At 47.6% G+C, this 12,972-nt stretch carries 10 protein-coding genes; 9 read left to right on the plus strand and 1 reads right to left on the minus strand.

All coding sequences use genetic code 11. The annotated features are described in order from the left end of the window. Window positions 1-16: 16 nt before the first annotated feature. Window positions 17-1,345 carry a TrkH family potassium uptake protein gene (locus QMA04_RS09375; protein ID WP_290185353.1) on the minus strand — a complete coding sequence of 443 codons (1,329 nt, stop codon included), beginning with the start codon at window positions 1,343-1,345 and terminating at the stop codon, window positions 17-19. A gap of 228 nt (window positions 1,346-1,573) precedes the next feature. Between QMA04_RS09375 and QMA04_RS09380 the strand changes: the two genes are divergently transcribed. The 9 genes from QMA04_RS09380 to nagA all read left to right on the plus strand — a co-directional run bounded on the left by QMA04_RS09380 (window position 1,574) and on the right by nagA (window position 12,970). Further along, the gene (locus QMA04_RS09380; protein ID WP_191716399.1) at window positions 1,574-2,560 is read left to right on the plus strand and encodes a TAXI family TRAP transporter solute-binding subunit; all 987 of its coding nucleotides are present in this window, start codon (window positions 1,574-1,576) and stop codon (window positions 2,558-2,560) included. 28 nt (window positions 2,561-2,588) lie between these two features. Next, window positions 2,589-3,014, plus strand: coding sequence for a DUF1850 domain-containing protein (locus tag QMA04_RS09385; protein ID WP_225218612.1), 426 nt, complete (start codon window positions 2,589-2,591; stop codon window positions 3,012-3,014). Then, window positions 3,011-5,038, plus strand: a complete 2,028-nt coding sequence (locus QMA04_RS09390; RefSeq protein ID WP_191716397.1) for a TRAP transporter permease — start codon at window positions 3,011-3,013, stop codon at window positions 5,036-5,038. The genes QMA04_RS09385 and QMA04_RS09390 overlap by 4 nt, the downstream gene beginning before the upstream one ends. 227 nt (window positions 5,039-5,265) lie before the next feature. Further along, window positions 5,266-6,114: a MurR/RpiR family transcriptional regulator gene (locus QMA04_RS09395; protein ID WP_290185354.1), complete on the plus strand. Its 849-nt coding sequence runs from the start codon at window positions 5,266-5,268 to the stop codon at window positions 6,112-6,114. A gap of 132 nt (window positions 6,115-6,246) precedes the next feature. Next, entirely contained in the window at window positions 6,247-7,131 is an 885-nt protein-coding gene (gene murQ / locus QMA04_RS09400) for an N-acetylmuramic acid 6-phosphate etherase (protein ID WP_191716395.1), read from the plus strand. A gap of 24 nt (window positions 7,132-7,155) precedes the next feature. Beyond that, window positions 7,156-8,535: a PTS transporter subunit EIIC gene (locus QMA04_RS09405; RefSeq protein ID WP_191716394.1), complete on the plus strand. Its 1,380-nt coding sequence runs from the start codon at window positions 7,156-7,158 to the stop codon at window positions 8,533-8,535. 72 nt (window positions 8,536-8,607) lie between these two features. Continuing rightward, a complete protein-coding gene (locus QMA04_RS09410; protein ID WP_191716393.1) occupies window positions 8,608-9,660 on the plus strand; it encodes a DUF871 domain-containing protein in 1,053 nt (350 codons plus the stop codon). 168 nt (window positions 9,661-9,828) lie between these two features. Beyond that, window positions 9,829-11,745, plus strand: a complete 1,917-nt coding sequence (nagE, locus tag QMA04_RS09415; RefSeq protein ID WP_290185358.1) for an N-acetylglucosamine-specific PTS transporter subunit IIBC — start codon at window positions 9,829-9,831, stop codon at window positions 11,743-11,745. A 64-nt stretch (window positions 11,746-11,809) separates the two neighbouring features. Next, window positions 11,810-12,970: an N-acetylglucosamine-6-phosphate deacetylase gene (gene nagA, locus QMA04_RS09420; RefSeq protein WP_290185359.1), complete on the plus strand. Its 1,161-nt coding sequence runs from the start codon at window positions 11,810-11,812 to the stop codon at window positions 12,968-12,970. Window positions 12,971-12,972: the final 2 nt, after the last annotated feature.

Below are 12,972 nucleotides of genomic sequence, written 5' to 3' on the forward strand. Positions count from 1 at the left end.
CTGCACTTTTTTATTTTCAACCGGTATATACCGAATCGTAAGGATATCGGTAATGTTCATTGCGCGGTTTCATTAAGATAAAGAACAAAGTCAACGGCCCGACACGGCCGGTGAACATCACCAGGCTCAACAGGATTTCGCCAAGAGGACTTAAATCACCGGTAATGCCCATCGACAAGCCGACCGTTCCAAAAGCGGAAACCACTTCAAATGCCAAAGGCAGGAACGGAATTTTCTCCGTCACAGCCAATAAAAACAGGAAGAAGATTACCAGCAATACACTGATTGTGGTGATGGCGAGTGAACGCAATATCGCTTCCAGCCGGATGGATCTTCCAAAAATCTCAGGTTCGCGTTGTGAACGCAAAAACGCAACAGCTGCCAGGATGACAACGACAAATGTGGTCAACTTGATGCCGGAAGCCGTCGAAGCGCTGCCGCCGCCGATGAACATCAACAGCATGGTGAACAGCAGAGTTGGATCTTCAAAATTTCCGTAGTTCAGCGTATTGAATCCTGCAGTACGCGGAGTTACTGCACTGAAATAGGAAGCCCATAACTTATCCGGCAAGGACATATGCCCGAGAGTGCCCGGGTTGCCATATTCCAAAGCGAAAATGACGATCATGCCAATCGCATTTAAAATTAAAGTGCCGCTGACCATCAGTTTGGTATGCAATGCCCATTGGCGAACTGCTTTTTTTTGATAGACATCGATGACAACGGTGAACCCGATGCCCCCTACGATAAATAACGCAGAGATTAATAGGTTCACAAGCGGATCTCCGGTAAAACTCATCAAGTTATCAGGAAACAAGGAGAACCCGGCGTTATTGAACGCGGAAATGACATGGAAGACACTGTAATGGAGTGCATCTTTAAAGCCGAATTCCGGTATCCAGTAGAGGGTCAGCAGTATGATGGCAACCGCTTCTACAGATAAAGCAAAAGTGAGAATCAGTTTAACAAGCTTGACGATGCCGCCAATAGTACTTTGCGACAGTGATTCCTGGACGTAAATCCGGTTTTGGAGCCCAATTTTCTTACGGAACAGAATGAGGATGGCAACCGCGAATGTCATCAATCCGATGCCTCCGCATTGAATCATCACAAGAAGGACCAGCTCCCCAAATCCTGTAAGTACCGTGCCTGGATCAAAGACGCTGAGTCCAGTCACTGTCGTGGCCGAAGTAGCAGTGAAAAAAGCATCGGTCCAGGAAATTGGCCGTGTAGTCGCGAACGGCATCTTCAACAAAATTGTACCTGCCAAGATCAACAACAAAAAGCTTCCGGAAATCACCACCGGGGGAGAAACGGCGATCCGCTTCTTTTTCCAGGAACGCATACGAGACCCTTCCTTCATCGAGAGAACTGAAATATGAGCCTACTCTATGCCTGTTTGAAGAAACTGTCAATGAAAATTATCCACTAATACAACCCTTTCTTTAAAGTTTTGAAAAGAGCATCCGTAGTTGCAGTCTTTTAGTAGTTAGTATAATCAGAAAAAAGTGAATACTTCCTATGAATCCATACAGAATATCGGTATAATTAAAAAAAACAAGGGGGTAGAGAGATGAAGAAAACGAAGGCAAGTGCATTTTCTTTAGTCATTGCCGGAAGCATGGTCTTGGCAGCTTGTGGAGAAGACAATACGACGACGAATCCGGAAGAAGGCGGTGGGGACACTGCTGGATTGGAAGCGAATATTGTCACCATTGCTACTGGTGGAGCATCCGGGCCCTATAACATCATTGGATCAACGCTGGCTGAAACCTACAGTTCACAGTACGGCGTCAACTCGAGAACCCAAACAACCGGGGCCTCTGTGGAGAACGTCAACTTGATCAAAGAAGACAAAATCGAAATGGCATTTACGATGAGTGACGTGGTCAGCCAAGCGGTGGAAGGAACTGAAGGCTTTACAGAGCCGACAGATAAAATCAGCCAAATCGCTGCTTTGTATCCTAACTATGTGCAAATCGTCACCACAGCGGATTCAGGTATTGAAACTTTCGAGGACCTGCGCGGCAAGCGAATTGCAGTGGGCGATCAGAACTCGGGAGTGGAAGTGAACGCGCGTACGCTGCTTGAAGGCTACGGCATCACCTACGATGACATTCAAGTGGATTATCTGGGGTATGCGGAAGCGGCTGACGGCTTGCGTGCCGGACAGATCGACGCGGCCTTCCTGACAAGCGGCCTGCCGAATGCATCACTGCTGGAGCTTTCTGAAACACTGGACATCCGCATGGTTTCCATCGCTCCTGAAGATGTAGAGCGGGTAGCGGAAGACCAGTCCTACTTTATTGCACTTGAGATTCCAGCAGATACTTACGGAAATGAAGAACCTGTTCCGACTGCAGCAATCATGAACGCATTGGTGGTCCACTCGGATATGAGCGAAGACGATGTCTACGAATTGACCAAAACCTTCTTCGAAAATCTGGACACGCTCGAGAATTCTCACCAGGCAGCCGCCGATATTACATTGGAAGCTGCACAGGAAGGCTTGGTGGCACCGTTGCATCCAGGGGCACAGCGTTACTACGATGAACAATAAAGTATTGGCGGGAGGAGCATGTGTGATTATGCTCCTTTTTTTCCTGTTGTGGCGGATCCCTGTCGTACAATTCAACTTTGGCGGGGAACGCTATTATTTGAAAGAAACGGATTTTACCTTGCAATGGATCCATTCAGTGGAAAAAGAACAGTGGCTGGAGTTTTATGAGCGGGACGGCGACAGCCTGTTGCTGGCAGAAACGAAGTTTAAAACTTACGGCGCAGGTGTCCCTTCAGATGGAAAAATCATCCCGTCAAAAGATGGCTATGTCCATATGGAAATCGGACGGCTCTTCAAAGAAATGAATTTGACGGTCTCACAAAATGCACAAACAACGATAAAAACCGCCAACAAGGAAATTCCATTATATGACTATACGGAAGATTACGAGATGGTGACGATCACGATTGAATTTATTGATCTGTGGGATTATATGAGGGGGAATAAACTATGACAAAAGACAACCGGGATTTGGATGTTGAAAGCGTTTCTGCCCATGAAGAAGACAAAACCCTCAGCCAGGAAGTGCTGGAGAAATACGATACAGATGCCAAAGTCCGCAAACTGAAAAATCGGAAGCTGGTTTTTCTGATAGCAGCGATCGCCATCGCTTATTCGATTTATCATCTCTATGTGACCTTCAATCCGATGCCTGCCCTTCAGGCGCGGTCGATCCACGTAGCTGTCGGGATGGGCTTGATTTTCCTTGTCTATCCAACTTTCAAAAAGCAGGATCGCACGAAAATCCCTTTCTATGACTGGATTTTATTTATCTTCAGTTTGGGGACCGCGGGTTATTTGATATACGAATACAACGATATCATGACCACGCGCGGAGGAATCCCGAATACGTTGGATATCATTTTTGCGGTTCTGACGGTTGTGCTGGTCCTTGAAGCAGCACGGCGCGTAACCGGCATCATCCTGCCGATTTTGGCGTTGGTGTTCCTGGCCTACCCATTCATCAGCCATTTCGTTTGGATGCCAAACATGCTGATGACGAGGCCATTCGACCTTGGCGATATTTTTGGGCAACTCTATTTGAAGACGGAAGGTCTTTATTCGACGGCCATTTCGGCTTCCCTGCAATTCATCTTCCTGTTCATCCTGTTTGGTGCGTTTCTCGCCAAATCGGGGATGGGCCAATTGTTCAATGACCTAGCTATGGCTTTAGCCGGCAGCAGGCAAGGCGGACCTGCCAAAGTCGCGGTTATTTCCAGTGGGTTCATGGGCAGCATCAACGGTTCGGCGATTGCCAACGTTGTGGGAACCGGTGCGTTCACCATCCCCTTGATGAAAAAAATCGGCTACAATAAAAACTTTGCCGGCGCCGTAGAAGCGAGTGCCTCTGTGGGCGGGCAAATTTTGCCGCCGATCATGGGGGCGAGTGCCTTTATCATGGCTGAAACCACGGGCATCTCCTACGGAACGATTGCGCTTGCAGCTTTACTGCCGGCAGTGCTGTACTTTCTGGGCGTCATCATGCAGGTGCATTTCCGTGCCGGCAAAGAAAACCTGAAAGGCATTCCGAAAGCGGATTTGCCAAGAACCAAAGAAGTGCTGAAAGAAAAAGGCCATTTGCTGTTGCCGATTGTGGGCTTGATCTTCATGCTTTATACGGGAATGCCGATTGCCTATGCGGCATTCTATACCATCGTGCTGACGGTCATCGTGGCTGCGTTCAGAAAATCGACGCGCATGGGCTTTAAGGATATACTCGAAGCGCTGGAAAATGGCGCACGGCAATCCTTGTCTGTCATGATCGCCTGTGCGGTCGTCGGCATCATCATCGGTGTCGTCAGCCTGACCAGTTTTGGTACGGTTATGACGTCAGCGATTACAAGCTTTGGCGCAGGGTCGTTGTTCTGGACCTTGTTCCTGACAATGCTTGCCTCTATTGTTTTGGGAATGGGCTTGCCGTCCATCCCGGCCTATATCATCACGGCTACCATGACAGCGCCGGCACTTGCTGAATTCGGCATTCCGGTACTGGTTGCGCATTTGTTCGTATTCTACTTCGGAATTTTTGCCAACATTACACCACCGGTCGCACTCGCCGCATTTGCCGGTGCGGGGATATCCGGAGGCGATCCGATGCGGACCGGTTTAAACGCGCTGCGTTTGTCGATTGCGGGATTCATTATCCCGTACCTGTTCGTCTATAACCCAGCCATGCTGATGATCGATACGACCGGCATTGCGGTCAACGCCACCGAGTTTGCCTTGCCGCCGATACTGGAAATCGTGATGATCACCATCACCGCTATAATCGGCATCATTGGTTTAAGTGCAGCTGCAGAAGGCTATTTCCAGACAAAGCTCAATGTGCTGTTCCGCATCGTTCTCGGGGCGGGAGCGTTGATGCTGATTGTCCCCGAAACCTTGACGGATATCATCGGCTTGGCTATTGTATTAGGGATTTTCGTCATCAATTTCCTGAAGAGCAAAAAAGAAAATACGGCAGCCGCTGCCTCGTAACTTTATATCCCAGCCGGACAACAGGACTTCTGTTGTCCGGTTTTTTCAAGATAAATGGAATAAAGCAGCAACTTACGCAGACATATACTTCATTGGGAGAAGTGACTCAACATCTGCAGGACTTTCATGTATGCTAGATAAGTTGAATGAAAAATCTTTACGCACTGCTTTGGGATTTGGATAGGCAATCAGTAAATCTCGAAAGCAGAATTACAGGAGGTTCAAAGATGACTTCTTTGATGCAGAAAATAAAAGAAGTACTGCCCCAGTTATCTGATGCAGAGGGACGGATCGGTGAGTATGTTCTTGAAAATCCAGAAGCTGTCCCACATATGACGATAAAAGAACTCTCTGAAAAATCAAGTGTCAGTGAAGCAACGATTATCCGCTTCTGTAAATCGATCGGCATTGGCAGCTTTAAATCCTTTAAGCTGGCGCTGATGAAAGACTTGACCTTGACGGATAGCAATCTCACGGATTTTTCGGCTTTGACTAAGAAAGACTCTCCTTACGATCTCTTCCATAAAATCATTTACGTCAATAAATCTGCGATTGAATCATGTGCAGACTCGATGGACCGAAAAGAATTGGCAAAAGCGGTTGAAGCGATTCAACATGCTGGGAAAATTGTCTTTTTCGGAGTTGGGGGTTCTTCGACTGCTGCAGTGGATGCCCAGTACAAATTCACCAAACTGGGCTATCATTCGATTACCTCACTTGATTTTCATTACATGCTGTCGGTCATTCCGCACTTAACGGAAAAAGACGTCTTTGTCGCCATCAGTACTTCTGGAAAAACGAAAGATGTACTGGAACTTACACGTTTTGCCCAGAAAAAAGGAGCAACGGCTATTGCCATCACCACGCTGAGCAAATCGCCATTGTACAAAGAAGCAGATATCCGGCTATGCACGCCGAATGTGGAACAGGATTTCCGCATTGGCAGCATTCCTTCCCGGATGACTCAATTGACGGTCATCGACACGCTGTACATGAGCATTTTCCAACAGATTGGAGAAAAGGTTTTGCAGCAATATTACGATGCGCGCAGTGAAATGGAAAATCTGCGAAGATGAAGAGCCGTTAATAAGGCTCTTTTTTTCATGAGAGTTATGAAATTAAAATTCATTATTTAATTAATTTATATTGACATTAAATTTCTTGAGGATAAAATGAAAACAAGAAATAAAAGTAAAAGAGGTGATCCGATGCTGGAGAATTTATCCACAGAGAAACGCAATACCAACACCATGAAGATGGATGAAATGTCAGTGCTGGAAATACTGAAGACAATGAACCAAGAGGATCGTCTCGTACCAAAAGCCATTGAAATGGAATTGGCAGCGATTGAAAAAGCTGTCCAAAAAGCAATCCGTTCTTTTAAAGCCGGTGGACGATTGATTTATATCGGCGCTGGAACGAGTGGCCGCTTAGGGATTTTGGATGCAGTCGAATGTGTCCCGACTTTCGGAGTTTCACCGGAGCAGGTTATTGGGATCATTGCCGGTGGCACAGAAGCGATCAAGACGGCAATTGAAGGTGTAGAAGACAATCCGGAACAGGGTATGGCAGATTTGAAAGCGGTTTCTTTGGCGGCTGAAGATACGGTGGTGGGAATTGCGGCTAGCGGACGGACACCTTATGTAATCGGAGCTCTTCAATATGCTAAGCAAGTCGGTGCAGAAACGGTTGCCATGTCGTGCAATAAAGGTGCCGAGATCAGTGACTATGCAGACACGGCAATCGAAATTGAAACAGGAGCCGAAGTATTGACGGGTTCAACCCGGTTGAAAGCCGGTACTGCCCAGAAGCTGGTTTTGAATATGGTTTCAACAGCTGCTATGATCGGCATCGGCAAAGTGTACGGCAATCTGATGGTGGATGTTCAGGCCACCAATGAAAAATTGATTGAGCGTTCGAAACGCATCATCATGGATGCTGCTCAAATCGATTACGATTCGGCTCAGCATTATTACGACAAAGCGGACGGGCAAGTAAAAACGGCGATCGTCATGAGTCTGCTGGATTGCACGAAAGAGCAGGCCATCGAAAAACTGGAAACGGCCGGTGGATTTATTCGAAAGACTTTATAACATTTGGGGGAGCGGAGGGGCAGTATGAAAAAAGAACAACAAATGGCACATGACATTCTTGCCAAAATCGGTGGAAAAGGGAATGTCAATCAAGTAGCACATTGTATGACACGCTTGCGTTTATCGATTAAAGATGACAGCCTCGTAAATCTAAATGAATTGAAACGTGTTGATGGCGTGATGGGCGTCATTGAAGACGATACACTTCAAATCGTTGTAGGGCCGGGAACAGTCAATAAAGTTGCTGCTGAAATGAGCAATGAAACTGGCTTGGCGATTGGCGAAATGGCTGATATCGATGAAAACGATATGGACTTTGAAGAAAAAGCCGCTTTGAAAAAAGCCAAGCTGAAAGAAAAGAACAAGACACCATTCAAGCTTTTCCTGCGTCGTGTCGGGAATATCTTTATCCCGCTGATTCCAGGCCTGGTGGCTTCAGGAATTATCAACGGAGCAGCCAACTTCGCTAAAAATGCTGGAGTGGATGCTACTGAAACCTGGATGCAGATTTTATTGCTGCTTGGAAGTACAGTATTCGCTTATTTGGCTATTTTGGTCGGCTGGAACACAGCCAAAGAATTTGGCGGAACGCCGGTGCTCGGAGCCATTGCAGGAGGAATCCTATTCAACCCAATGCTGGCCGACATCGTGATTTATGGAGAGCCGCTGGTCGTCGGAAGAGGCGGGTTGTTCGGCGTAATTTTTGCTGCCTGGTTGATGACATTTGTTGAGAAGAACGTCCGCAAAGTGATGCACAGCTCAGTCGATATCCTGTTTACGCCACTGATCACGCTATTGGTTGTCGGCTTCTTCTCGCTTTATGCTGTTGTGCCGGTCGCTGGTCTCCTGTCAGACGGCATCATGACTGTTTTGACGTCTGTACTTGATGTTGGTGGAGTATTGGCAGGAGGGATCCTGGCTGGATTCTTCCTTCCGCTTGTTATGCTCGGCCTGCACCATGGTTTGACGCCGATTCACCTGGAGTTGATGAACACGGTAGGGGCGACTGCTTTGTTGCCGATTCTGGCGATGGCTGGAGCCGGACAAGTTGGCGCTACGATTGCCGTATTTATGAAAACAAAAAATCAGCGCTTAAGAAACATCATTAAAGGAGCTTTGCCTGTTGGCTTCTTAGGCATCGGGGAACCGCTTCTTTACGGCGTGACCTTGCCGCTTGGGCGTCCATTTATCACGGCTTGTATGGGAGCAGCATTTGGTGGAGCTTTCCAGGCAGTGATGCATACAGCTGCGCTGGGAATAGGCGTATCAGGTATCTCGTTGATCCCGTTGATTGCCGAAAGCAAATATCTCTGGTATTTCGTTGGTTTGGTCGTTTCATATATTTTCGGCTTTATCTTCACTTATCTATTTGGATTTAAAGAAGAGATGGCAGAAGGGATTTAAAAGAAAGGGAGAGAAATCTCCCTTTTTTCTATTTAATAAAATGCATGAGTCTAGTGAAAAGGAGTTGGCAGTATGCGTGGAATTTCAGTTTATTTGGGGGACGAGTCGTTTCAGAAATTGGAAATTTATATTGAAAAGGTCAGCAAGCTCGGTTTTGCATCGATTTTCACTTCGCTGCATATTCCGGAGGACAATCCATTGCTTTACAAGGAACGGCTGCAGCAATTAGGGCGCTGGGCAAGACAGTTTGATATGGAACTGATGGCCGACATTGCACCGCAGTCATTGGCTCATCTCGGATTTGGCTGGGATAACGCAGAAGGGTTGCTGGAGTGGGGACTGACAGGGCTACGGATCGATTACGGAGTAGACAATGAAATAATCGCAGCACTTTCCCATCAGATGAAAATCGCATTGAATGCCAGCACCTTAACAAAGGAAGGGCTAGCTGAGTTGGAAGCTGCAGGTTTGAAGAAAAATGCTGTGGAAATGTGGCATAATTTCTATCCGCGACCGGAAACAGGTCTGGACCTTCTGGAATTTGTACATACCAATCGCTGGCTGAAAAGTGAAGGATTGACCGTGATGGCTTTTATTCCGGGAGATGGAATTCTTCGCGGACCTTTACATAAAAGACTGCCGACTCTGGAAGAACACCGGGACATGGCTCCTTTTCAAGCCTATTTGCATTTGAAGGAATACGGCGAAGTGGATAAAGTCCTGGTAGGCGACATTACACTCAGCGAAGATAGCTTAGAGCAATTCAGTTTGTTCAATCAAGGAGAAATCCGGCTGCGGGCACAAGCCCTCGTGGAGGTGGAACCGCTGGCTGTCCAAACCAATCGCTGGGACGCAGCGCGGGACTGCATCCGTTCCATGGAATCGCGCCAATACGGTTTGATCGGCACACATCTGCTCGAACCGAACAACACTCTTGCAAGAGAAAAAGGCAGCATTACGGTCGACAACGAGCGTTATGGCCGTTACCGGGGCGAGTTGCAAATTACGAAGCGAGACTTGCCTGCAGATGACAAGGTCAACGTCATCGGCAAAGTCATTGATGAAGATCTGGCGTTACTTTCCTATATAAAAGGCGGAATGAAGTTTCGGATAGAGTGGATTTGAATAATCGGGAAAAGAGCTGGAATCTTCTTGGGATTCCAGCTCTTTTTCTCCTAGTAGGCTTCAAAGAAACCGCTTACTTTATTTCCGAAATCATTAAAATTGGTATAGACAACTATACCGATAATAGCTATAGTGAAAATTAAGAATACATAAAAGGGAGGAAATTCTATGTTCAGTTTTCTGCAGAAAATAGGGAAATCGTTGATGTTCCCAATCGCTACACTGCCAGCGGCGGCGTTGCTGTTACGCTTTGGGCAGGAAGATATGCTCGGCATTCCGTTCATGTCGGCAGCCGGCGCAGGAATCATCGATAACCTGGCAATCATTTTTGCTATCGGGATTGCGATGGGTCTTGCCCATGATGGAAATGGTGGAGCGGCTTTGGCCGGTGCCATCGCTTATCTCGTATTGACTTCCGCAATCGTGACAATCAACGAGTCGATCAATATGGGCGTTTTTGCCGGTATTTTGTCCGGTATTGTCGGAGGTCTTTTGTATAATAAATTCTATAATGTGAAGTTTCCGCAATGGCTTGCCTTCTTTGGCGGCAGGCGCTTTGTGCCGATCATCACTGCAGCAACCATGACCATTCTGGCTGGTGTGCTCGGCTATGCATGGCCACCGATCCAAGAAGGCATCGACAGTGCAGGCGAGTGGATTTTAAATGCCGGCATGTTCGGTGTCGGGGCATACGGTTTCTTGAACCGCCTGTTGTTGCCGACTGGATTGCACCATGTCATCAACACCATCGTTTGGTTTGATTTCGGTACTTTTACAGATGCTTCCGGAGAAGTAGTCCGTGGGGAAATCAACCGTTTCCTGAAAGGGGATCCAACAGCAGGGCCATTCCTGTCCGGATTCTTCCCGATCATGATGTTCGGTTTGCCGGCTGCTTGTCTTGCCATGTATGCGGCAGCTAAAAAAGAGCGCAAAGCCATTGTTGGCGGCATGCTCTTCAGTATCGCCTTTACATCGTTTTTAACAGGAATCACAGAACCGATTGAATTCTCATTCATGTTCCTATCGCCTATTCTTTACGTAGTCCATGCTTTATTGACAGGTGTCTCGATGATGGTCGCCTATGCATTGGATATCCACCACGGTTTCGGCTTTTCAGCTGGAGCGATTGACTATGTGCTGAATTATGGACTCGCTCAGAATCCATTGCTTTTATTGGTAATGGGCTTGGTTGTCGGAGCCATTTATTTTGTCATCTTCTACTTCCTGATCGTTAAGCTGGACCTGAAAACACCAGGCCGTGAAGACGAAGATGAAGAAGGTGCAGAAAATGCAGGCACTGGCAATAAAGCCGTTGACGCCAGAGCTTACCACACAATTGAAGCGCTTGGCGGGACAGACAATATTGTCGCCGTTGATTATTGCACGACGCGCCTGCGCATGACCGTTAAAGATTCAGATCGTGTAAACGAAAAAGACCTTAAGCGCCACGGTGCAATGGGGGTCATGAAAGTCAATAAAACCAATGTCCAGGTTGTCATCGGCACAGCGGTTGAATTCCTGGCAGACGCCATGAAGCCGCGTTTGGCCAATGGCAATCCGGCTCCTGCAGCTGGATCCGAAGCAGAAGTGATTGAAGAAACAACTGCTGAAGAACCGGCAATGAAAGCGATTGTCGCAGAAGATTTCGAAATGCCGATTACAGGCGAACTGATTCCGTTGTCACAAGTGCCGGATGAAGTGTTTGCAAAAGGCATGATGGGGCCAGGTCTTGCCATCTTGCCAACTGGAGATACGCTCTATTCACCGGTTGACGGACGTGTGGTCAGTGTATTCCCGACTAAACACGCCATCGGCATTGAAACAGATACTGGAATTGAAATCCTGATTCATGTGGGCCTTGATACAGTCAACTTAAAAGGCGAAGGTTTTGAAACATTGGTGGAGCAAGGACAGCTTGTGCAGCGCGGAGATGCAATGTTGAAGCTTGATCTGGAATTCCTGAAAGCCAATGCGCCTTCAATCGCAACACCGATTATTTTCACAAACTTAACTGAACAACAAGTCACTGTCATGAAAGAAGGCTTCCAGGAGCACGGAACAGCTTCCATCCTGAAAGTCGAATAATACTAGTAGAAAAACCAGGAACATCCACCGCGATTTTCCTGGTTTTTCGCAAGGAGTGGTCAAGATGAACAAAAGCATACTGATTTCCGGCATCACCATAGCGGATGCGGTAAAAGAAAGTTACGTTGGAGATCTTCTCTTAAAAGACGGGAAAATCAGCCGCGCCGCAGAAAAGCTTGAAGCACAGGCGGATATTCATATAGACGCAACGGGCAAAAACTGGACAGCGTTTCCCGGGTTTATTGACGTCCACATTCACGGCGCAGCAGGGCACGACGCCATGGATGCCACACCTGAAGCATTAAAGGGATTGGCCGGTGTGTTGCCGAAAGAAGGCACGACGAGTTTTCTGGCGACAACAATGACTCAATCAGATGAAGCCATTTCAGCTGCATTGAAAAATATTCGGGACTTCCGGATAGAGGATGGCCAGGCTGAAATGCTGGGTGTCCACTTGGAAGGGCCGTTCATTTCCGATAAACGGGCAGGGGCACAGCCGGTCGAACACATTGCGGAACCTTCCTATCCATTGTTCCAGAAATGGCAGAAACTCAGTGGGAACCAAATCCGGCTGGTGACGCTTGCTCCCGAAACAACTAATGGATTGGCATTCATTAAGAGCCTGGCAGAGGACGGCGTGATTGCGTCGATCGGCCATTCGGATGGAACGCTTGAAGAAGTGCAGGCAGCTGTCCGTGCAGGCGCGAGCCATGTCACTCATCTTTATAACCAGATGAGTCCATTCCATCACCGCAATCCTGGTGTCGTAGGCGCTGCTTTGACAGAAAAAGACCTGACGGTGGAAGTGATTGCTGATTTTATTCACAGCCATCCGACTTCTGTTGAACTGGCTTTCCGCCAAAAAGGGGCAGAGCGCTTAATCCTCATCACTGATGCGATGCGTGCAAAAGGCCTGGCGCCAGGCGTTTACGATTTGGGTGGGCAGGATGTGCAAGTCACACGGAAAGATGCGCGGCTTGCCGACGGTACATTGGCGGGCAGCATCCTGACGATGGATGCCGCTATCCAAAACGTCCAATCGATTACGGGCTGCAGTTTGAACGAACTGGTTTCAATGACTTCCGCCAATGCGGCAAAAGAACTCGGCCTTACGAATAAAGGCAGTTTGCAGGAAGGGTCAGACGCGGATGTGGCGATTCTTGACGACAGCTTCGCTGTACAACTGACCATTTGCCGAGGAACAATCGCTTATACGAAGGAGTGACT

The organism is Planococcus sp. APC 3900 (genome assembly GCF_030407735.1).
Lineage (GTDB): Bacteria > Bacillota > Bacilli > Bacillales_A > Planococcaceae > Planococcus > Planococcus notacanthi.

What these genes read in the sequence shown, in the direction of transcription:
- QMA04_RS09375 (WP_290185353.1), bottom strand. Translation starts at nt 1,345, where the DNA reads ATGCGTTCCTGGAAAAAGAAGCGGATCGCCGTTTCTCCCCCGGTGGTG.
- QMA04_RS09380 (WP_191716399.1), top strand. Translation starts at nt 1,574, where the DNA reads ATGAAGAAAACGAAGGCAAGTGCATTTTCTTTAGTCATTGCCGGAAGC.
- QMA04_RS09385 (WP_225218612.1), top strand. Translation starts at nt 2,589, where the DNA reads ATGCTCCTTTTTTTCCTGTTGTGGCGGATCCCTGTCGTACAATTCAAC.
- QMA04_RS09390 (WP_191716397.1), top strand. Translation starts at nt 3,011, where the DNA reads ATGACAAAAGACAACCGGGATTTGGATGTTGAAAGCGTTTCTGCCCAT.
- QMA04_RS09395 (WP_290185354.1), top strand. Translation starts at nt 5,266, where the DNA reads ATGACTTCTTTGATGCAGAAAATAAAAGAAGTACTGCCCCAGTTATCT.
- murQ (WP_191716395.1), top strand. Translation starts at nt 6,247, where the DNA reads ATGCTGGAGAATTTATCCACAGAGAAACGCAATACCAACACCATGAAG.
- QMA04_RS09405 (WP_191716394.1), top strand. Translation starts at nt 7,156, where the DNA reads ATGAAAAAAGAACAACAAATGGCACATGACATTCTTGCCAAAATCGGT.
- QMA04_RS09410 (WP_191716393.1), top strand. Translation starts at nt 8,608, where the DNA reads ATGCGTGGAATTTCAGTTTATTTGGGGGACGAGTCGTTTCAGAAATTG.
- nagE (WP_290185358.1), top strand. Translation starts at nt 9,829, where the DNA reads ATGTTCAGTTTTCTGCAGAAAATAGGGAAATCGTTGATGTTCCCAATC.
- nagA (WP_290185359.1), top strand. Translation starts at nt 11,810, where the DNA reads ATGAACAAAAGCATACTGATTTCCGGCATCACCATAGCGGATGCGGTA.